The following is a 22044-nucleotide window of genomic DNA, read 5'->3' on the forward strand; positions in this document are numbered from 1 at the left end:
GTCACTTTTAAGATGCGACGTGCAACGTGTGAAAAATACTTGCCATAGTTATATAAATTTGAAAGAATCACCAAGTAAAATTAGGTAATTCACTGATAATCACCAACCAAAAGGTCTATTGATATCCTTAATCTTTACAAGGATAAAAAAAAGGAATTTGCCCCATTATTTAAAATGGCGGAGGGCTATGACTTGAGTGACCCGTTCAACAAAGTACCCATGCAGTTGTACAATGATATGTGCAATTGGTTAGAGAATGAACTGGGACAATTTAACCTTATCCGTGTCGGGCGGCAAATCGGTGAAAGTGTTTATAACAGCCTGAAAGCCAACAATGTAACCAATGAAAAATCCACACCGTTGGACTACATGAAAGCCTTGGTATATGCCGCCTCTACCATGGTGCAAGACCCGCAGGGGCGCGGTTGGGAAATTGTTTCGCATGATAAAAGTAGCATCGTCATGCGTCGCACCCAAACCTTTAACAGTAAACTGCAATTAGGTCTGCTTGCAGGTTTGGTTTACAAGTGTAAAAATGTTTTTGGCGTTACAGTAGATTATCAGGAAAAAGAAGCCAATGGAGCGGAGTATGATACCTATATCATCCGTTGGACAAATATGAAGTAAATGAATTTTTATTTTACACCTATAAAACATGTATTTTTATAGATGTAAATACTAATATCAATCACTATGCCAAATTTATTAATTTTTTTTTAAAATGTTATATAAAATTTGCTTTATACAAGAGCCTCTTCTACATTTGTTATAGATAATTAAATCTATAACACCATGAAAAAACGAATTATTTATTTACTTGCATGTTGTCTTGCAGTAAATGCCTGCTCTCCATTGAAAGAGGTTGAAGAGTCCTCTGTGCCTATTTCAGACCAAAATGCCTCTGTATGTACATCTTGCACCGGATTGTTATTGCCCTCACAAACAAAAATTGCTAAAATGGGTGATAATACTGTACAAATAGATTTACCACAGGGTTATTTTTTTAAAGCATACACAAATGATAATACTCCTGTCTTGCTTAGCTCATCGGTTACTATTAAATGCGATTGCAGAGGCAATGGCAATGGCCACGGTTGTTCACCTGTTTACAGACAGTTTGCCAATGGCACTATCGAGTATGCATGTGCACAGGCCGGAAGTTGTGATATGGAGATTCATGAAAAAGTTGACCAGGCAGGCTCTATGATGTTGTCTGCTGTGGCAGATTATAACCGGCGAAACGGCTATATTAAGAACAGAAATTTATCCACCGGTCGGTTGGAGGTTGGAATAGGCTCGCCGTTGGATGAGCTGGAAAGAACAGAACAGGTAGCATTTATGGATTTGATAAATGAAACCTCTCTGAAACCGTCCCCCAATGAATCTTTAATGCCTGTTGTGCCGGTTTCGTCTTTTTCGCAGTTGATAAAATCAGCACCCGTAACGGAGGCAGATTTGAATGATCCTGAAGTGGTGAATGAATTGAACCAGATTTTTACAGGGCTGAAGAGAGCTGTTCATACACGCGGAATCCCTGATAGTCAGGAGAAAGCATTAGTGCCACTGATGATAAAAAATAAAATTGCCTACTGGCAAATTCCTGCCGCTTATGTGAGAGCAGATAATGTCTTTGGCTTTACTGATATCGGCACGAATGCAAACTTTTCTTGCAGTGGCTGCAATGGCAACTGCACGCTTCATGCAAAGAAAACGCTTGAATATGATATATACTATCGCAAGGGCAGCGGTTGCGATTGTACACTCCATGTAGAGCGATAGGTATTATTGTTAAACAGAAGCAGCGTGGTAAAATTTACCACGCTGCTTCTGTTTTTATTTACCGTACAGTTTCTTACCTGCTTCAAAGTACTTATCTCCCTCTTTCCAGAAAGGAATTTCCTTTGCATTGGCAATCAGGCGTGAGGCATAGACGTATGCAGAAAAGAATTTTTGCAGGTAGTCATAATCCAGATTGTCGGGCTGATCGCCGGGTTGGTGGTAGTATTTGTTGATAGCATCGTCAAATGCGGTAAATCCGAGGCTGAAAGTAGGGGCAGGGATGCCCATCGCTGCAAAGTTTACGTTGTCGGAACGGTCAAACAGGTTTTGCTCAGGGGCGGGGTCATCGGTAGCTTCCAGACCAAAAGCCTTGCAGGCCTGCTCAATCATCGGTGCGGCCGAGGTGCGCTTCAACCCGATGATAGTGGCTGCCTTTGTAGTATTGTAGCCTGCATTGTCGCTGTTGAAACAGTAAACCATTTGCTTGTGAGGAATCGGGCTGTTTTCTATAAACCACTCGCTGCCCAGCAAACCTTTTTCTTCGCCTGTAAACAGCACAAACAGCGCCGAGCGCTTGGTGGGGTGTTTGGCAATATTTTCAGCCACGGACAGAACCGTTACCGTACCTACTGCATTATCGCGCGCACCGTTATAAATGGAGTCGCCCGCTACATCAGGTCTGCCGACACCTACGTGGTCGTAGTGAGCAGAATACACCACATATTCATTTTTAAGTTTCGGGTCGGTGCCTTCCACATAGGCCACTACGTTCGGGCTGGAGGCGTAAACAATCTCCATGCCTGTAATGGATAATTTGGCAGTATAGGCGGCATCTGTTTTCATTTCGGCGGCTTCTTTCCAGTCGGGGTCATTCAGCCACAGGTGCGGGATGCTGCCCGGCGCGTCCTTACCTGTTCCTTTGTCTAATACCAGCTGGTCGCTGCCAAGATAATTGACCAAAAATCGCCAAGGAATCATTGGGTTGTTGTAAAGTTCAATCAGTGCTGCTGCACCTGCTTTGGCTGCGCGCTCATGCTTTTTGCGCCCGTCGGCAAACCATTGGCGCGCGTCGGTGCCTTCGCCGACACCCGCTTTTACAACTACGATTTTCCCTTTGACATCGGTTTTGGCAAATTCTTCTTCCTTGCCGTATTCCATAAATACCATTGCTCCGTCGGCAGACATGTTGCCGCCTTCAATGGCTACCATGTGTGTGTTTTGCTCAAAATTTTTACCGTTGAAGCTGAAAGTAATTTTGGCTTTTGATTTTTTCTGGGTTTTGAATTTAACCTGCTGGAAATAGCCTCCCAACGATGGCAGCGGCTTTGCGCCATAACATTGCAACTGTGTTGCCAGATAGCGGGCAGCAATGAGTTGCTCGGGTGAGGGCGTATTGCGTCCTTTTAACTCATCGGAAGCCAAAAAGCCGATGTGTGCTTCAATTTTTGCACGGCTGATGGTTTGGGTTGCCAGCGTTTGGTCGTTCTGAGCGTAGGCAGTAGTGCCTGCCAACAAAGCCCACGCAACCAACGCCATGCGATAATACTTTTTAGACATGATAATGAAGTTTTTAATACGCAGGCAATTTAAGGAAAAACGATGGTTGCCGATAAGGCCACAAAAAATAAGTGCCACACCAAAGGCGTGGCACTTGAATTTCTAAATTACTTAACAGCAAATATCAGAATCCGCTTACGTTCAGCCTGCCGCCTGTTACGCATCGGCCGCTCAGCGACGGTGTTGGAATAGCGCTGTTCATAATCGCATTTTTGATTTGCGCCGCAGTAGCGCTTGGGTTGATAGACTTGTACAGCGCAACGGCACCTGTTACGTGCGGAGTAGCCATTGAAGTACCGTTATAGCTGGCATAGCCTGAAACTACGCGGCCGCCTTGTCTTACAGGCACCGTTGACCATACGCCTGAACCCGGAGCACCGATATCAACAGAAGTAGCGCCAAATTGCGAGAAACTGGACAGCGCGCCTGTGCTGGTGATAGAAGCTACGGCAATAATGTTGCTGTTTGGATAGCTAGCAGGATAGCTTGGCGTAGCGTCATTATTAGTACCGTTGTTGCCTGCTGCTGCTACAAACAGAATACCTGCCTGATTCGCGCGCTCGATAGCGTCTTGCAGCGCCTGAGAAAAGCCGCCGCCGCCCCATGAGTTGTTGGTAGCCACAATGTTCAGCCCCTGACGGGTTTTCAAATCGGTGAAGTAATCAATGGCTTTAATGGCGTTTGCAGTAGTGCCGCCTGTTGAACCAAGAAATTTAGCACCCAGCAATTTTACGTTCCATACCACACCGGCAACGCCTCTGCCGTTGTTGCCAACCGCACCGATAGTACCTGCACAATGCGTTCCGTGGTCGTCGTTTACACCGTCAAAAACAGAGTTGTCGTTACCTGCAAAGTCCCAGCCGTAAACGTCGTCCACATATCCGTTACCATCATCATCTCGGCCGTTGCCTGCAATTTCGCCGGGGTTTACGCCCGTGTTAGCTGCCAAGTCCTCATGATTAAACATGTAGCCTTCATCAATTACACCTATATAAACAGTGTTTGAACCGCGTTTGCCGGCAGCCCATGCAATAGCAGCACCACAGCCAAATTGGTTAGCAGGTGAAGAGGTAGCACTGTACATACCCCACAAAGAACCGTTGGTAAAGTAGGTATCGTTAGAACTGTTGTGGCGATACACGTAGTTAGGCTCGATGTATTCTATTTCGCCGAAACCGCGAGCTTTTGCAAGCGCTTCTTGTGCCTGAATGGGCAAATTGACTAACATGATACCTGCACGGTCGCCTGCACGCTCCATCGCACGTGTCATCAGTTTTTCTTTCATTTTACCGCCCATTTTGTCGAGGATTTCATCCTTTTTGGCATCGCTGGTGCCGGCTTTGAATTTTACGATGTACTCGTTTACCACCACTTCGTAACCATCTTCGGTTCTGCCCACATTAAGAGCCTGCTCCGATGAATTGCTGTTTTCCGTAGGGTTGATGTCATTTGTTTGGCAAGCGGTGATTGCACCAATAAGAGCAAAAAAGTAAAGGGAATTGAGAAATAATTTTTTCATCTTACGTGAGTATGAAAAAGTTGATAAAATGAACTTATTGGGACGCAATTAATAGAATTTCAAGATTGCCTCAAAGTATATAAAAAATTTTTTTTGAGAATCGCACAATAAAGCACTTGGGCAGACGTTAAAAACAAAACGATACGTTTGGTCTGCAATAAATCTTCTTTTTTCAAAATAACCTTACGTTTTATAAAAAATTCGCTTTAAAACAAAATAACCATCTACTTGATAGCAGATGGTTATCTATAAGTGTTGCAACAAGTATTTTTTACATCTCCGCCAACAAATCAATCATCACCTGCATTTCCTGTGCGGTCAGGTCGGTGGAGCCGTTGTAGCCTATGCTTTTGAAGCGGATGCGACCTTGTTTGTCTATTACAAACTTAGTCGGGATGCCGCTTACCTTATAAGAGCCGATAACGCTGTTGTCTTCGTCCATGGGTACGTTGAAGTCATATTCCTTTTTGGCGATGAAGTCGCCTGCCTGCTTTTTCTTGTCTTCCACGCGCTCCCAACTGTTGATGAATAGGAACTGGACATCACTGCGGCCTTTGAAGCTGTCTTGCGCTTTTTTCATACCGGGAAAAGAGGCGATGCAAGGGCCACACCAGGTTGCCCAGAAGTCAATCACCACCACTTTGCCGCGCAATCCTTCCAGCGATACGGTTTCGCCGGCCAGGTTGGTCAGCGTGAAGCCCGGGGCAGGTTCGTCAATCATTTTAGCGGCAATCTCTGCAACCATGTTTTTCTTTGCCTCTGCCTCTATCCCTTTCAGATACTCCTCCCAGCCTGTTTCGCTGCCTTTGGTTCTGATGTAGGCAATTTTCAAAGATTCTTTGACAACTTCTCTGCTTTTGTTTTTGCGCACCATATCGGCAATGGTTTCCAAGGCTTTGGCGGGGTCGCCTGCTTTGGCTAAGGCTTGTGCATGGTTTTCGGAGAGCACACTGCCCATCATTCTTTCAACAGGAGCAAAAGATAAAGCGGCTTCCAGCAGCGGCAGAGCCTCGGCAGCTTTGCCCTGTTGCAAGAGTGCGCCGCCGGCAACGCCCTTGGCATACAAGCCCCACAGCATGGCATTACCGTCGGGTTTGCCGCCCGACGCTATGTTGCTGAGATTTGCCTGAAAAAGGTCTATTACGCTTTGCGTCAGCGACAGCGCCAAGTCGTATTGTGCGTTTTTGGGTTGCGACAATGCAGAAGCGGCATTGACATATACGGACAAGGTTTGCCCTTCCAACGGCAGCGAGCGTACAAACTGCACGCCTTCCTGCCATTGCGAATTGTTGAAGTATTCCTGCGCAATCATGGTTGCCATGTTGGAATACTTTTCATCCATGCCGATTTTATTGCGGTAATTGCTAAAGATGGCGCGTTTTTTATCTATTTCGGCAGCCTGACGGAACTCGGTAAACATATTTTCTCTAACGGTTTGTCCGGTAGGAAAGCGCTGCAACACCTCGGCATCCAATCGGTCGGCCTCTTCTTTTTTGCCCAACATACGGGCTATTTGTGCAGCCATCGTAACCTCGCGCTCGGTGTTAAAGTTTGCAGACTGCCGTATCAATGCCTCAAAGGTTGCCATGTGTTTTTCTGCCTCCTCTTTTTTGTTGCCTTTCAACAGATTGCTCATTACATGCAATACATAAGGGCTTTTGTTGGCAGGAAACTGCTGCATTTCGCGCTCAAACAGTTGATTGGCAAAGGCGTTGTTCCTTTCGCGAAGCAAGCCGACAGCGGTCGTTTCATAGAAAACGCCCATTGAGCCTTGTGCATGAGGCAAGAAAGCACCGTTTTTGTCCGTAAGAAGTGTATAATAACCCTTGCCGTCGTTGGTGTCGGCATTTTCGCCGGCTCTGATGTCCCAAAAAATGCCCACAGTATTAGCAGGGGGTGTAAATGTACCTTGCCAAATGCCGTTGTTTTCTGTCAATTTTACATTGATGCGCTCATTGGATTCGTCGGCAGTAATCGCATAAGCAACTATAAACAATTGCGAAGCCGATTTGAGCGGGCCGTTGGCGGCTGTGTAAGTAATGCTGACAGGTTCGCCCTGTTTGGGCTGTGCAGGCTGAATTTTCAGGCGTTCATACTGCGCCTGTGCCGCCGATATCAGCAGCAACAATGCCCACAGAGAAGAGAGTAGTTTTTTCATGTGATGTAAGTTTGTGTTTTGAATGAACCGAATATACTAAGGTACGGGTTTGTCAAGAATTTTGTTCATTCAAGCGTTTTTTTGATAAAGACAGGGCTTATGACCTACCTTTGCAGAGTTGATTTGCCTGAAAAATTCCATGAAAAAATTAATTCCCTTAGTTGCCTTGTGGCTGATGTTAGGAGGCTGTAACTTGCCCTCAGCCGTTGTTACACCGCCACCCAAGGGCATTACCCGCTTTCAATTGAACATCAGCTATGCGGAAATAGCCGAACGCACCGAAAAAAACGAACGCTGGGACGTGGGTGTAACCGAAGAACAAATGGCTCCCGATGCTTATTATATCGTTAGCATTGCCGGGCGGCAAGTCTATAAATCGGCCACTTCCGACAATAAATATATTACCCAATGGTTAGAAAAATCGGACGTGATAGACATGAAACCGGCCGAAAAAATCACCATCAGCTTCTATGACTATGACTACTCCATTGCCCGTACAGGCATGTTGAGCAATCAGGATGATTTCATCGGAGCAATTGAATTAAGCATTGATGAGCTGATTCAGGGTGCCAAGTCGGGGAAGGAATTCAGCGGCGGCCAAATAAAAAAATGCCGCATCAGTTTGCACAGCCTGTACCGATAAAGGATGTTTGGGAATTCGGATTTTATGCAGAATCACAAGTGATTTGCAAAAATAATAATTGTGTCATTCGCAGAATCTGTTGATAAACTACTGCAAGCAGTTATTTTAAAACCTCTTTTTGTAAATCAAAAAATAGGTTGCGCTCCTGTGGCTTGAATTTTTTAAAAGGAAATAAGACTTCTTTGGTTAAAAAAATATCTGATACTTTTTCCAATGGCAGAATATACAAGTCCTCCGGATTGTCTGCTGTACCGCCTACGCCAAGCGCCACAAACACCGGTATGCGCGTTTCCATGGCAAATTTTTTATACCCATTGAACTGATGGATTTTGCACCACTCAATGCCGTTTTTATAGTAACCGCTGCGGTATTTACACTCTACGGCAAATACTTTAACGGTATTGTTCAATTTAAATTGCAATTTTAGGTCGAGGTGGAATATATTTTTTGCATACACACCGGCGGTATATTTATCGCTCGACCACTCTAACAATGTGAAGTATTTTTTATCAAACTTGCGGACGATATACTTTTCAAAGTCATCGCCTTTTTGTTTTTCTCTGTCTATGATTTGGGTTTCGGCAGGAGTGCCCGCAAGTGCTGCCTGAATCTGCGCCGCATAGTCGTTATAATTCAAACCTAATTCGGCTGCTTTTTTCTGCAACATTTTTTGTTCGTCGGGGGACAACTGACCGTCGGCAGTGGCCAGCGCAATGAGGTTTTCAAATATTGATTCCTTGTTCAACTTAATTATGAAAACAATCCTTACCAAAAACAACCATAAAACAAGGCTGTATTTGCATAAAAAGCAAATGCGCCGTTAATGCCTTAGCTTTGCGCCGCAAACAAGGCATCCATGATTGTAGAATTTCCAAATCCTTCGCCGCGCCTGCTGGTGGTCGGCGATTTGATGATAGACCATTACCTCTGGGGAAGTTGCAACCGTATATCGCCCGAAGCTCCTGTGCAAGTGATTGATATTGAGCGCGAAAGTTGCATTTTAGGCGGTGCGGGAAATGTTGTAAACAACCTCCTTGCATTAGGCGCACAGGTAACTGTTGCCTCCGTTATCGGCAAAGATGCCAACGGAGAGCTGCTGCAAAACCTGTTGCAGCAAGCCGGTGCCGATGCCCGCTTTCTAATTACTTCGGAAACGCGCAAAACCAGCCGTAAAAGCCGCCTGATGGCTGCCCACCAACAGGTAGTTCGCTACGACAGCGAAACAAAAGCCGCCATTACATCGGAAGAAGAAGCCCAATTGCTTGCCTCATTACTGCCTGCATTGCAGCAGTTTGACGTGGTGCTGCTTTCCGACTACGGGAAGGGAGTTTTAACCGACAAGGTTTGTCAAGAAATTATTCAAAGTTGCCGTGCTCATAATATTAAAGTGCTGATTGACCCCAAAGGAACGGATTACAGCAAATACAAAGGCGCATACCTGATTACGCCCAACCGCAAAGAAGCAGCCGCAGCAACGGGGCTTTCGTTGCACAACAACGAACAACTGCTGCTTGCAGGTCGGCAACTCAAACAATCCTTAGCACTTGCCTATGCCATCATTACGCTTTCGGAAGCGGGGATGGCTTATTTTGATGAAGAAATGCACCTCATTCCCACACAGGCAAAAGATGTGTATGACGTTACGGGTGCAGGCGATACGGTACTCGCCGCCCTTGGTTTTGCGCTTGCCAACAACAAGCCACTGGCCGAAGCCTGTCATTTTGCCAACTATGCCGCTGCGGTGGTAGTTGCCAAAGTGGGCAGCGCCACGGCTACACTGGGCGAAATTGAGGCCTTTATTGCTTCCACGGGAAAATCGGAAGGCAGCGAAACATTCATCAAATCGTGGGAAGAAATCGGCAGGTTGGTGCAGCAACTGAAAAAGAGCGGTAAAAAAATCGTTTTTACCAATGGTTGTTTTGACATCCTGCATTTGGGGCATGTCAAATATTTGGAGAAAGCCCGCAGTTTTGGCGATGTGCTCATTGTGGGCGTAAATACCGACGAATCGGTACGCCGCCTGAAAGGCCCCGAAAGACCGGTTAATACAGAGTTTGACCGCGCCTATCTGCTGGCAGCACTCAGTGCGGTGGACTATGTGGTGCTGTTCGGTGAAGACACGCCCTACGACCTGATTCGCCTGATTCGCCCCGATGTGCTGGTCAAAGGCGGCGACTATACAGGCAAGGAAGTAGTTGGCAGCGATATTGCCGGAGAGGTGCGTCTGGTGGACTTTGTACAAGGCAAAAGCACCACCTCGGTTATTGAAAAAATGCGAAAACAGGGGTAAGTTCCGTATTTATGCCCTATGTTTGTAATATTTCGCAAGCAGAGAAACAGAGATTCGTTTCTATCAACCTAATTATATGCAGTAGGAAATTTTAGTTAAACAAACAGTAAAAAAATCAAAATGCAAGACAAACTCATTCGGATAGGCGTATTCTACGATGGCAACTATTTTTGGCAAGTAAGCAACTACTATGCATATTCACACGCAAGAAAAAAACGCCTCAGTATTCCCGGATTACATGAATTTATCCGTCATCAGGTAGCAGAAGAAGAAGGCAGCGACGTTCGCCTGTGCCAGATTGTGGATGCACACTATTTCAGAGGCCGACTGAATGCCTACGATGCCAGCCAGCGCGGCGATATGATTTTTTGGGACAGAGTATTTGACGATGTGCTGATGAACGAAGGGGTAAATACCCACTACATGCCGCTGAAAAACACCTACGACGGCCAACGACAACAGGAAAAAGGCATTGATGTATGGCTCGCTTTGGAAGCCTACGAAATGGCTGTTTACAAAAAGTTCAACGTGATTGTGCTTGTGGCCTCCGATGGCGACTATGTGCCGCTTATCCGCAAACTGAATACGCTGGGCACGCGAGTGATGGTATTGAGTTGGGACTTTGAATATACGACCGACACCGGACAGCGCCACGTTACTCGCACTTCGCAAGACCTGCTCGAGGAAGTAACGTATCCTATTGCGATGCACGAAATTATTGACAACCGTGTGCGCCGCAACGACCCGCTGATTAACAATCTGTTTGTCAATACGGAACTGAAAAAGCCTGTTTCAGGCAAGCCCGTTACCGCACCCGTAAACGTCAATGATGGCGAAATTTTGAGCCTTAAAAACGGCTACGGCTTTATTAAATATCCGCCCAACAACCTGTTTTTTCACTACTCTACCTTGATTGACACCGATTTTAACGACTTACAGGTTGGCGATAAAGTAGAGTTTACCATAGAGCGCGGCGCAGAAGGGCAGGAAATTGCCAAAAATGTGCGCATCATCGCGCCCGACGATAGTAATAATATCGGCAACACATTTGAATCGGACGACATCAACCACACCGACCACGACGAATAAAGTACATGGATTTTCAACAGTTGGTAGCACGCGAATTGCAATCGCATGTGGAAACAATCGCACAGGTGCAGGCTACCCTATCTGCCGACATACAAAAAGCTGCCGAGATGGTTACTCAAACCATCATCGGCGGCTGTAAAATATTGCTGTTTGGAAACGGCGGCAGTGCGGCCGATGCCCAACATATCGCCGCCGAGTTTACGGGGCGTTTCGTGAAAGAACGCCGCGGGCTGCCCGCCATTGCGCTGACCACCGATACCTCCGCACTCACCGCCATTGGCAACGACTACGGCTACGACCGAGTGTTTGAGCGGCAGGTGGAAGCCCTTGCCCGACCGGGTGATTTGCTCATTGGCATCACTACCAGTGGCAACAGCCCCAACGTGTTGCTGGCATTGGCCAAAGGGCGCGCGATGGGCTGCCAAACCCTTGCACTCACGGGCAAAGACGGCGGTAAAGCCTCCCAAACGGCCGACCTGAATATTGTTGTTCCCTCGCAGGTAACGGCGCGTATTCAGGAAATGCACATCTTGATAGGGCACATTCTGTGCGCTGCGGTAGATGAAATTGCTTGACTTTAAAGCATATTATTGGTTATATTGTCTGCCCATTCATATAACACATGCAAACAGGCAGAGCATTTCCCTTATTTTTTGATTTAGACAAAAAAATTACCGCAGCTTCTGCTTTTCGGGTTTCATTGGTTTTTTGGTTGATATACTCTTTTGTCTATCTCGTGCTGAAAGGTGAAAATGTTGATTACTTTGGCTTTGAGAATGGAAATATAGCAGCCTCCGTAGCACGCGGCGAAGGTTTTGCCGATGTGATGGCAACCGGTAAGCAACAACCAACCGCATGGATGCCCTTGCTTTATGTATATCTGCTGGCAGGCGTGTTTTACCTGACAGGGATTAAATCAACAGCGGCGTTGTGGATGCTCTCGCTCATCCGTTGTGTGGTGTTAGCTGGGGGGGGCTATCTCGCTTTCAAAATCGGCGAACGGTTCGGGCGCTTGCAGGCTGTGGTATGTACCCTTTCGTTTATCGGATATATGACGGGGTTTTCCTACATCATGGTCAGCAACATATTTACCGAAGAATGGCTCATGGCTGTACTGCTCCTGCTGTTGGTGCATCAGTTTATCTTGCTGTTTTTCAATGAGCATGTATCGGAAACTTATGCCGCAATAGTCGCCGCACTGTGTGCACTGAGCAGCCCTATTTTGCTGGCGGTTTGGTTAGGTTTATTTGTGATATATGTGGCAACAGGCACCTTGAATCATTTGCTTCCGCAAAATTGGCGCGCGATTTCCCATACCACCATCGCATGGAAGCCGACACTTGTTGCAATTGCCGCAATCGTTGTCATCTTCTTTGCATGGGGCATCAGAAACCACTATGCAATGGGTAAATTCATTCCTCTAAAGTCAAATATGTGGATGGAGGTATATCTGTCTAACGTTATGTCGCAGGACGGCCTACTGTGGAAAGATGTATTACACGGAAATCATCCGCTTACCAATCAGGCAGCTCGTGCAGCCTACATGGCGCAGGGGGAAGTAGATTTTCTGAAAGCAAAAGAAATGGCAGCCAAACAGTATCTGGCTGACCATCCGACAGACTACCTGCGAAAAGTTGCCCGACGGTTCATCAATGCTTTCGGCTATACCGACATGAACCAGCAGGCAACCGATTGGTCGGAAGTTTCTCTCAAACAGCATATTCGCAGCCTGATGGTTGCCTTTATCCCGTTGCTTGCATTGCTGATTAATTTATTTACTTACAGGCTGCAAAAACCGGCACTGACGGTTATGGCGCTGGTATATGTGGGTTGTATTATGCCCTATGTGCTGATTTCTCATTTTTCCCGCTATCAGTTCTTTGCTATGGGGTTGCAGGCCGTTTTTGTAGGATTAGCTTTCTGTATATTTGTTCATCGGATACAAACCGGCCGGTTTTTCCCGGCACTCATCTCACGTAAATCACTATGAAAAAAGCCCTTATTACAGGCATTACCGGCCAAGATGGCGCATATTTAGCCGACTTACTGCTTGCCAAAGGCTACGAAGTCCATGGCATTAAAAGGCGCAGCTCGTTGTTTAACACACAACGCATTGACCATATTTACCAAGACCCGCACGAAGCAGGCAGACGGTTCATTCTCCACTACGGCGACCTGACCGATTCTACTAACATTATCCGCGTGGTGCAAGAAGTGCAGCCCGATGAAATCTACAACCTCGGCGCAATGAGCCACGTAAAAGTGAGCTTTGATACACCCGAATACACGGCCAATGTGGATGCCCTCGGCACGTTGCGGATTCTGGAAGCGGTGCGCATTTTGGGACTGACTGAAAAAACCCGCATCTATCAGGCGTCTACTTCCGAACTGTACGGGTTGGTACAAGAAGTACCTCAAACCGAAAAAACGCCGTTTTATCCGCGCTCGCCTTATGGGGTGGCCAAAATCTACGGCTACTGGATTACGGTCAATTATCGCGAATCGTATAACATGTTTGCCTGCAACGGCATTTTGTTCAACCACGAAAGCCCGCTGCGCGGCGAAACGTTCGTAACACGCAAAATCACGCGCGGAGCAGCACGCATCGCGCTCGGTTTGCAAGACATCATCTACTTAGGCAACTTAGACGCTCAGCGCGACTGGGGACATGCCAAAGACTATGTGGAAGCCATGTGGCTCATGCTGCAACAGCCCAAACCCGACGACTACGTAATAGCCACAGGTATTACCACCCGCATCCGCGAGTTTGCAAGGCTCGTTTTTGCCGAGATGGGCATTGACATTGAATTTTCGGGCAGTGGCGTAAATGAGGTCGGAAAAGTAGCCGCCTGCCGCAATCCGGAGTTTCAGTTGCCCGCAGGCAAAACCGTTATTGCCGTTGACCCGCGCTATTTCCGCCCGACAGAAGTGGACTTGCTCATTGGCGATGCAAGTAAATTTAAAAGCCACACCGGCTGGGAGCCACGCCACAGCTTGGCAGACCTGATTAAGGACATGGTAGAAGCGGACTTGGCACTGTTCCGCAAAGACAAATATTTGCTCAAAGGAGGGCATCGGATTTTCCAGTTACATGAATAAATCGGATAAAATTTACGTTGCCGGCCATCGGGGTATGGTCGGTTCTGCCATTGTGCGCAGGTTGCAGGCAGAAGGATTCAACAACTTGGTGCTGCGCACTTCCGCGGAGTTAGATTTAACGCAACAACAGGCCGTAGCCGATTTTTTTGCTGCTGAAAAGCCCGACTATGTATTTATGGCAGCCGCCAAAGTAGGCGGCATTGTGGCCAACAATACCTACCGCGCTCAATTTATCTATGAAAACCTGATGATTCAGAACAATGTGATTCATCAGAGTTATTTGCATGGCGTTAAAAAACTGCTGTTTTTGGGCTCTTCCTGCATCTATCCTAAGTTGGCACCGCAACCGCTCAAAGAGGAATATCTGCTCACCGGTTTGTTGGAGCCTACCAACGAACCCTACGCCATTGCAAAAATTGCGGGTATTAAAATGTGCGATGCCTACCGCGCACAATACGGCTGCCGTTTTATTTCGGCAATGCCTACCAACCTCTACGGCCCTAACGACAACTACCACCCGCAAAATTCGCACGTACTGCCCGCGCTTTTGCGCAAAATTCACACCGCCAAAACCGAAGGGTTGCCCGAAGTGGAAATATGGGGCACAGGCACACCACGCCGCGAACTGATGCACGTGGACGACTTGGCCGATGCCTGCCTGTTCCTTATGAAAAATTACGATGAGGAGGGATTCGTTAATGTGGGTACAGGAGAAGACATTACCATCAGCGAACTTGCCCAACTGATTTGTCGCATTGCCGGCTATGAAGGCCACCTGCGCTACAATACCGCCCAACCCGACGGAACACCGCGCAAATTGATGGATGTCAGCAAGTTGCACAGTCTGGGGTGGCGGCATAGCATCTCACTGACCGACGGCATCCGCAGCGTTTATCAGGCACAGGAGTGGATGCAGTTGGCATAGGCAAGCGCCTGCTGCTGACTTTTGCAAGAGTGAATCAGGCAAGCAAAATCAACACTGTGATTTTGCTTGTTTTTTTGAGATATATCGACAAAAAGGTTATCAAAATCACAAACAAACCTGATGGGGCTTAGAAGTCCGTCGGGTTTTGTTATCAATCTAAGAATCCCCCTCATCCAAAACCCTGCTGATTTCGGTTAATATACTGTTCATTTCTTTGGCATTGCTGTCTATCAAATGAATCAGGTAGCGCAGCTCGGCAGGGTCTTGGGGGATTTCCATTCGCAGAATTTCCATCACACCCATAATGCGCACTAATGGCGCACGCACTTCATGAGCATTCTTAGAGGCATAGTGAATCAGGCGCAGGCGGCGTTCATGTGCTTCGTTGCTTTTGCGTTGAACTTCCTCTTCTAACTGCTCGTTGAGTAAGGTGATTTCTTCATTGGCACTTTGCAATTCTTCGTTGCTGGTACTCAACTCTTTGTTGGCTTTTTCAACTTCATATTGAAAGTTTGTATATTCTTTTTTGATGGCATAGGCCAGATAGAGCGACACGCCTATGTGGATAATGGTATCCATTACGATATTATCGTTGTAATAATCGGTAATGACAGGGCCAAAAGCCTGATAGAGCAGCAAACCGATTAGGGAAACCATAAAAATGGCAGCCAATATGCGTCGTTCCCAACCTGCACCCGCAAACATGATAACAAACCCGATATTGATAAAATCCAATGCCAGCGTGCTACTGAAGCCGTTGATGTAGAAAAAAATAGCTACATGCATAGCATGAATAATCAACAGAATCGGGAAATATATTTTTGAAAAAAGATTGTGAGCACGAATCAGATAAATGCCGGATACGCTCAATAGTATCAGTGCGATGCTGCCCCAAGTAAGCAGAGAGTAATCGGAAACCGCAATGTCCCGGCCTACATACACAGCGTTGCCCACTATCAGACCTATTAAAAGCGCCTGCGTAATGTTGCTTTCTAATTTTAACTGTTGCTGTTCCAAAAGACAATTTGGTTTATGGGAAAATTCGTATCCGGTCTTATTTAAAACAAATTAAACCAAAAACCTTTGAATAGCAAACAACTATACCTTACATGAGCGAAATAATCGGTTAAACTGTCCGATGGTGGACAAACAATGGGCGACAATGGTACAGTTTGATTTTCCGATAGCTTGGTTTTTGCTTATAAGTGTTTGATTATCAGAATGTTATTGGCTTTGGCATCGGAATGGTAATTCTTATGGCATCACACGGTAGTTGATACCGAATTTAAAATTGCAAAAGCCATGAAAAATATATTATCAGTTTTCGCCATTGTATTCGCATTGTTGAGCATGTCTGCATCGGCCAATGACAAAAAGCCTGCTGCTTCGGCAAACAATCCACAACCTGAAAAAAAGACAACCATATCAGCTTTACAGGCCATGCAGGATGAGTTTTTGGCTGAGGTGCAGTCGTATGTACGCGAAACGTTTGAAGTCCCTGCCCGCGAGGTAAGCAAACTTGGCAAGCCGCAAAACGAAGTGCGCGTGTACGATATGGCGGGGAATCTTGTATATTGCTGTAAAACAGGTGAATATGCCGACCTGCCAAGTGGGGCAGAGTTGCTGACCGTACACGGCAATATTGCCTACTATATGCTAACGAAGTAATACCTGACGGCTAAAGCCTGCCAATTGCTTACATAACATCAAGGGGGCGTCTTTGCATTGTTCCGATGCGAAGATGCCCCCTTGATTTGCTGAAAAACCGACATTTAAACCTGTCAGGTTTGTGTGCATATACACAAACCCGAAAGATTTGACAATATCTTGGGTTTAATATTTTGATTTTCAGTAGTTTACATCTGCTTCAAAATCGCTTAGTAAGCCACACCCGAATCGCAGCCTAACTTGGCAATGAGCCATTTTCCGTTTTCTTTGACCATTTCGTAGGTAAAATCGGTGCTGTAATTACCGTCGGAGAGGGTGAGTTTGGCCTGTGCACGGTTGCCGTCAATAACCGATGTTACTTTGCCTGTATTGTAGGGTGCAACGTAGTCCTGTGCACACAGCCAGCGGTCAGCCCCCAAGCCCGAGGGGACTTCGTCTTTGGGTTCGTTTTGCCAAAGTTTGGCGCAGGCGCGATAGAAACGGGTTTCGTTGGCAATCAACTCGTCGCTGATGCAACCCGATGCTTTGAATTGTGCCAAATAAGCGCTTAACCTCTCTTCGTTGAGTGCCAGATGTTCGCCCGAATCATCGGTGAAGTTGATTTTGTACAAGATGGTATCGTTGGCTGCATACCAAGTGTAAAAATCGTGGATGGTTTTTTCAGTGGCTGCACTGTCGGGCAAGGCTTGCGCCGTAGCTTCTTCGGCAGGTTTGTCAGGCGATTGCCCGCAGGCAAACAGTAGCCCTACTGCTAAAAAAGCAATAAAAAAGATGTTTTTCATGGTATTTTTCAGTGAATTTTGGCGATTATGGTTTGGCACCGACCTGTAAAACTACATTGAGCGGTCAAAAATATTGTACTTCAACATGCAGTAGAAGGCTCGCACACCGTCTTTCCAGCCGATTTTCTTGCCCTCTTCATAGGTTCTGCCATAATAGGAGATACCCACTTCGTAGATGCGTATTTTAGGTACTCGAGCAATTTTGGCGGTTACTTCCGGCTCGAACCCGAAGCGTTTTTCTTTGAGTTTGATTTTCTGAATAATATCGGTGCGAAACATCTTATAGCACGTTTCCATATCGGTCAGGTTCAAATTGGTGAACATATTGGAAACGAACGTAAGAATCTGATTGCCAATAGAGTGCAGGAAAAACAGCACGCGGTGCGGGCTGCCTCCCATAAACCGTGAACCATAAACCACATCGGCAAAGCCGTCCAAAATAGGTTGCAGCAGCAGGTTGTATTCCTTGGGGTCATATTCCAAGTCGGCATCCTGAATCACGAGGTACTCGCCCGTTGCCTTGCTGATACCCGTGTGGAGGGCTGCGCCTTTCCCTTTATTTACTTCGTGCTTGTAGTACTGGATGTCCATATCGGGGTTGGCGGCCATGTAGCGTTTGATAGCGCCTTCTGTGTCATCTTTTGAGCAATCGTTGATAATGATTATCTCTTTGGCAATATTATTGGTGAGCCGAACTTGTTTTATTTTGTCCAGAATCAGATGAATAGTCCGTTCTTCGTTGTAGGCAGGGATGATAATTGAAAGTTTGTTGATATCCATTTGATTAAAATAATGCAGCTTAGTCAGATTGGCGGCAAATTACAAAAAAACAATTGTACGGCTGTTCTTCACCGAAATTTACGTACAACAGCGCTTATTTAGGCCGCAGCATGTATTTTTGCGGCATACAAACACTTAAAAACCGCTTTTCAATATGGAAACAATGGAATTGGCTGCCTATATCTTTTTCATCTCGCTGTTTGCTGTTTCTATTGCCGTTGGAATCTGGCTGGAAAAAGGCAAATACAGAGGCAAAGTTTAAGATATTTATTTTCCGAAAAAGCTAAGCCATCCCATTTGCGCGGGGTGGCTTTTTGGTTGCTGATTGTTATCGGCCGAAACAACCGCCGCTTTATTGCGTTATCTTTGTGTAAAAACATTTAGGATGTTTTGAGAGAAAAAATTGCCATAAAAAAACCGCTTGTGTGGTTACTGCTGGGCTTGTGGACGCTCATCATGCTCAACAGCGTGATGTATCGCCACTCGCACCGCCTGCCCAATGGCAAAATTGTTTCTCATGCCCACCCCTATAAAAAAAGTTCGGACGGTTCGCCCGCAAAACCCCACGAGCACACAGACGAAGAGTTGGCTCTGCTCCAACTTATTGATGGTCAGTTATTTACTACGCCCGCGACCCTTTCTGTCGCAATTGTTGTGCCTTCGGTAAATGAGGCTGCTCATAACTTTGCGTATGCCTGCCTTGCCCTTTCTTCTTGCCAGCTGCACCACGCAGGACGCGCCCCACCGCAAGTTTAACATCCCTTCGCATATGTAATGCGGCACACCTTTTAGGGAAAGTTGTGTGCCGGATGCTCGGTAAATCATCGCGCGCCTGCAAAGGCTCTGATGCATTTTCTTACCTTCCAACTTACCTGTCATATCAACCTGACAACTGCTCTGCATTGTTGTTTCCATTTGTTTTGCCTTTCGCATATGAAAAAATATATAACCATTTTTGCTCTTATTATTTGCTTCAATTTCATTAATGCCGCCTTTTCTCAAAATCAGTTTACACTGAAAGGTAGAATTACAGAAGCAGGTGGCGACCCCATCCCCGGCGCAACCATTCAATTGGCGGCACAGGGCACAGCCTCCGGTACTGTCAGCGACCAAGAAGGCAACTTCTCCATCAAAGTCAATAAAGAAGGAACACATACCGTTATCATCCGCGCCGTAGGCTATCAATCATTGACCAAAGATTTGACCACGGGCGAAACGGCTGAGATACAACTTGCTGCCGATGTGTTGCATTTAGAAGGTGTGGTGGTAACAGGCACACGCAATGAGCGCGACCGCAGCACGGCACCGGTGGTCGTAAACATCAGCGACCAGCGCGTTTTCAATGCGGCACAGGCTGTGAGCCTTTCGGAAGGTTTGCGTTTCCAGCCCGGGCTGCGCGTTGAAAACAACTGTCAGAATTGCGGTTTTACGCAGTTGAGAATGAACGGGTTAAGTGGCCCATACACGCAAATTCTGGTAGATAGTCGCCCGATTTTCAGTGCCCTGAATGGTGTTTACGGGTTGGAGCAAATCCCCGTAGCAATGGTAGAACGCATAGAGGTAGTACGCGGCGGAGGCTCTGCCCTCTACGGTGCCAATGCAATTGCAGGTACTGTAAACATCATTACCCGCGAACCAGTAGAAGATTATTTTGAGGCAGGTATCAATTCCGGCTTAATCAACGGTAAAGTTTTTGAACATACTCTCAATGCCAATGGCGCAAGTATCAGCAAAGACGGCAACAGGGGCATCAGTTTGTTTGGTTCGGCACGTACCCGCAATCCGCTGGATATTAACAATGACGGGTTTTCGGAATTGACCCTTCAACGCAACATTGCAATGGGCAGCAAAGCCTTTTGGAAAACCCAAAACAGAGGCAAATACACCGCCGAGATGCACTTCATCCGCGAGCGGCGGCGCGGCGGCAACTTGTTTGACCGTGCCCCACACGAAACCGACATCGCCGAGCAAATTGTTCAGCAAGTTTACGGCGGTCAGATAGCCTATGAAGGCTACTCGGCGAATTATCGCACTCGTTATGCCGTTTATGCATCGGGGCAGCAGACTTTCCGCGACAGTTACTATGGCGGCGGCGGCAACTCGCCCGACCCCGAAGAACGCGCACAAGCATTGTTGTACTACGGCAACACAGCCGACCTGATGATGGTAGGAGGTGTGCAACTCACACACAGCATGGGAAAAACCGACAAAGGTGTAACTCTCACCGCAGGTATAGAATCGCAACACAACAATGTGGATGACCGAATGCCGGGCTACAATCGCCGCATTGAACAGCGGGTAAACGGTATGGCAAGCTATGCGCAATTGGAGTGGAAACCATTGGAACGGCTCACCCTGTTAGCAGGCGGACGTTTTGATATGATGGATTTAAAAGGCACTTATGATTTTGGCGTAGGAGAAACCGCCAAAAACAATCGCACATTTGCCGTATTCAATCCGCGCACAAGTCTGTTGTGGCAAACCGGTAAGTTTTCGCGCATCCGCGCAGGGTATGCCCGCGGTTTTCGTCCGCCACAGGCTTTTGACGAAGACCTGCACATTAAAACACTGAGTGGAACGGCACAATTTATCCGCATCAGCAAGGAGTTGCGCAGCGAAACTTCCGACAGCTTTACTGCCTCTTTTGACTTGACTCGCAACAATCCCGTCCGTCCGTTCTCATTATTGATAGAAACGTTCTACACCCGTTTAAACAATCCGTTTGTGCTGGAATTTTCCGGTGAAACAACCGCAGGAGGAGCCGCTTTTGTATCGGAAAAACGCAACGGTACGGGTGCTTATACAACGGGTGTCAATCTGGAAACCATGTATGCCATTGGCAGCCGCTGGCAGTTTCAAGCAGGCGCAACCCTGCAACAGGCGCGCTACATAGAACCCGAAGCTGTGCTTGCCAACCCCACAACCGGCGCGGAGATACTGACTGACCGATTGTTGCGCACACCTGATGTGTATGGTTATGCGCTGGTTACTGCCAAAGTTCTCAAAACGCATCAATTGAGCTTGACCGGGGTCTTCACAGGCCCTATGACCGTGCCGAACGAACGCTCACGCACACTTGTACGCACGCAAGGCTTTGCCGAATTGAATCTGAAATGGGCGAAACAAGTTAAAGTAGCACGCCACAGCAATATGGAGTTAAGTGCAGGCGTGCAAAATATCCTGAACAGTTTTCAGCAGGACTTAGAGGTTGGTGCAAACCGCGATGCCGGTTATATCTATGGCCCCATCAGACCGCGTACCATATTTGCCGCCCTGAAATTTCATTACTAAGGTCTATGATTGTTAAAATGCCTATTTGGCTTAATTCGGTGTAAAAAGTGAAATAAGCCAAATAAACTTACACCATTATTGCAGGAAATTTTTTAAAAAAAGTTGCTTAATATTTTGCAAATGAATTTTCCGATGCTAATTTTGAGTGTAAATCGCTTGAAAAATTACGCAAGTAATTAATGAGCAATTTTTTAAGGCAAATCCATGATATGTGAGGTAGCGTATTTGCCTTACCTTTGACTGTGAGCTGTTTCAAACTTGCTTTAATACCATAGGGTTATCTTGTTAGTGGGTATGTCTTCTGGGCATGCCTACTTTTTTTTGTGCCAAGTTGTCTCTAAGGGGTACTGCCGGTTTAATGCAATCGCGCAGGGCTTTTGTGTTTAAGACTCGGCGTACACCGCGGTTGTCTTGTTTGCTGCAAAGGCTTTTGTAAATTCCTAAAAATCAAATATTTAAGCCTG

19 protein-coding genes are annotated in these 22044 nt (G+C 46.6%); 12 read left to right on the forward strand and 7 right to left on the reverse strand.

Annotated elements, in window-relative coordinates; translation table 11 throughout:
* The first annotated feature begins 174 nt into the window (after nt 1-174).
* Entirely contained in the window at nt 175-627 is a 453-nt protein-coding gene (locus tag NDK19_RS13040) for a hypothetical protein (RefSeq protein WP_250632336.1), read from the forward strand.
* Between the two features lie 165 nt (nt 628-792).
* Entirely contained in the window at nt 793-1779 is a 987-nt protein-coding gene (locus tag NDK19_RS13045; RefSeq protein WP_250632337.1) for a hypothetical protein, read from the forward strand.
* 54 nt (nt 1780-1833) lie between these two features.
* Here the strand turns inward: NDK19_RS13045 and NDK19_RS13050 are convergent, their stop codons facing one another.
* From NDK19_RS13050 to NDK19_RS13060, 3 genes are all read right to left on the reverse strand, one after another.
* Nucleotides 1834-3336: a M28 family metallopeptidase gene (locus NDK19_RS13050; RefSeq protein ID WP_250632338.1), complete on the reverse strand. Its 1503-nt coding sequence runs from the start codon at nt 3334-3336 to the stop codon at nt 1834-1836.
* Between the two features lie 124 nt (nt 3337-3460).
* Nucleotides 3461-4855 (reverse strand): S8 family peptidase, encoded by a 1395-nt coding sequence (locus NDK19_RS13055; protein ID WP_250632339.1) that lies wholly within the window; start codon nt 4853-4855, stop codon nt 3461-3463.
* Between the two features lie 271 nt (nt 4856-5126).
* The gene (locus NDK19_RS13060) at nt 5127-7013 is read right to left on the reverse strand and encodes a redoxin domain-containing protein (RefSeq protein ID WP_250632340.1); all 1887 of its coding nucleotides are present in this window, start codon (nt 7011-7013) and stop codon (nt 5127-5129) included.
* 139 nt (nt 7014-7152) lie between these two features.
* Here NDK19_RS13060 and NDK19_RS13065 point away from each other — a divergent pair, with 139 nt between their 5' ends.
* Complete coding sequence (locus NDK19_RS13065) at nt 7153-7656, forward strand: C2 domain-containing protein (protein ID WP_250632341.1); 504 nt, start codon at nt 7153-7155, stop codon at nt 7654-7656.
* 100 nt (nt 7657-7756) lie between these two features.
* Here NDK19_RS13065 and NDK19_RS13070 read toward each other — a convergent pair whose 3' ends face one another.
* Nucleotides 7757-8401 carry a TerB family tellurite resistance protein gene (locus NDK19_RS13070; protein WP_250632342.1) on the reverse strand — a complete coding sequence of 215 codons (645 nt, stop codon included), beginning with the start codon at nt 8399-8401 and terminating at the stop codon, nt 7757-7759.
* A 111-nt stretch (nt 8402-8512) separates the two neighbouring features.
* Between NDK19_RS13070 and rfaE1 the strand changes: the two genes are divergently transcribed.
* The 6 genes from rfaE1 (at nt 8513) to fcl (ending at nt 15059) form a co-directional block, all read left to right on the forward strand.
* Nucleotides 8513-9946: a D-glycero-beta-D-manno-heptose-7-phosphate kinase gene (gene rfaE1, locus NDK19_RS16965; protein ID WP_317207172.1), complete on the forward strand. Its 1434-nt coding sequence runs from the start codon at nt 8513-8515 to the stop codon at nt 9944-9946.
* 120 nt (nt 9947-10066) lie between these two features.
* Nucleotides 10067-11035 (forward strand): NYN domain-containing protein, encoded by a 969-nt coding sequence (locus NDK19_RS13085; protein ID WP_250632343.1) that lies wholly within the window; start codon nt 10067-10069, stop codon nt 11033-11035.
* Nucleotides 11036-11040: 5 nt separating this feature from the next.
* Nucleotides 11041-11610: a D-sedoheptulose 7-phosphate isomerase gene (locus NDK19_RS13090; RefSeq protein WP_250632344.1), complete on the forward strand. Its 570-nt coding sequence runs from the start codon at nt 11041-11043 to the stop codon at nt 11608-11610.
* Between the two features lie 47 nt (nt 11611-11657).
* On the forward strand, nt 11658-13025 hold the full coding sequence (locus tag NDK19_RS13095; RefSeq protein ID WP_250632345.1) for a hypothetical protein: 1368 nt from the start codon (nt 11658-11660) through the stop codon (nt 13023-13025).
* Nucleotides 13022-14134 carry a GDP-mannose 4,6-dehydratase gene (gene gmd, locus NDK19_RS13100; protein ID WP_250632346.1) on the forward strand — a complete coding sequence of 371 codons (1113 nt, stop codon included), beginning with the start codon at nt 13022-13024 and terminating at the stop codon, nt 14132-14134. The genes NDK19_RS13095 and gmd overlap by 4 nt, the downstream gene beginning before the upstream one ends.
* Nucleotides 14127-15059 carry a GDP-L-fucose synthase gene (fcl, locus tag NDK19_RS13105; RefSeq protein WP_250632347.1) on the forward strand — a complete coding sequence of 311 codons (933 nt, stop codon included), beginning with the start codon at nt 14127-14129 and terminating at the stop codon, nt 15057-15059. The genes gmd and fcl overlap by 8 nt, the downstream gene beginning before the upstream one ends.
* A 156-nt stretch (nt 15060-15215) precedes the next feature.
* Here the strand turns inward: fcl and NDK19_RS13110 are convergent, their stop codons facing one another.
* The gene (locus tag NDK19_RS13110) at nt 15216-16076 is read right to left on the reverse strand and encodes a histidine kinase dimerization/phospho-acceptor domain-containing protein (protein WP_250632348.1); all 861 of its coding nucleotides are present in this window, start codon (nt 16074-16076) and stop codon (nt 15216-15218) included.
* Nucleotides 16077-16361: 285 nt separating this feature from the next.
* On the opposite strand from NDK19_RS13110, the gene NDK19_RS13115 reads away from it, so the two are divergent.
* Nucleotides 16362-16727 carry a hypothetical protein gene (locus tag NDK19_RS13115; protein WP_250632349.1) on the forward strand — a complete coding sequence of 122 codons (366 nt, stop codon included), beginning with the start codon at nt 16362-16364 and terminating at the stop codon, nt 16725-16727.
* A gap of 209 nt (nt 16728-16936) precedes the next feature.
* Here the strand turns inward: NDK19_RS13115 and NDK19_RS13120 are convergent, their stop codons facing one another.
* Together NDK19_RS13120 and NDK19_RS13125 are read right to left on the reverse strand one after the other, a co-directional pair.
* A complete protein-coding gene (locus NDK19_RS13120) occupies nt 16937-17509 on the reverse strand; it encodes a DUF3828 domain-containing protein (protein WP_250632350.1) in 573 nt (190 codons plus the stop codon).
* Nucleotides 17510-17560: 51 nt separating this feature from the next.
* Nucleotides 17561-18289 carry a glycosyltransferase family 2 protein gene (locus NDK19_RS13125; protein WP_250632351.1) on the reverse strand — a complete coding sequence of 243 codons (729 nt, stop codon included), beginning with the start codon at nt 18287-18289 and terminating at the stop codon, nt 17561-17563.
* A 423-nt stretch (nt 18290-18712) separates the two neighbouring features.
* Between NDK19_RS13125 and NDK19_RS13130 the strand changes: the two genes are divergently transcribed.
* Together NDK19_RS13130 and NDK19_RS13135 are read left to right on the forward strand one after the other, a co-directional pair.
* Entirely contained in the window at nt 18713-19045 is a 333-nt protein-coding gene (locus NDK19_RS13130; protein ID WP_250632352.1) for a hypothetical protein, read from the forward strand.
* Between the two features lie 177 nt (nt 19046-19222).
* On the forward strand, nt 19223-21580 hold the full coding sequence (locus NDK19_RS13135; RefSeq protein WP_250632353.1) for a TonB-dependent receptor: 2358 nt from the start codon (nt 19223-19225) through the stop codon (nt 21578-21580).
* The last annotated feature ends 464 nt before the right edge of the window (nt 21581-22044 follow it).

The sequence above is a fragment of the Rhodoflexus caldus genome, assembly GCF_021206925.1.
Classification (GTDB): Bacteria; Bacteroidota; Bacteroidia; order Cytophagales; family Thermoflexibacteraceae; genus Rhodoflexus; species Rhodoflexus caldus.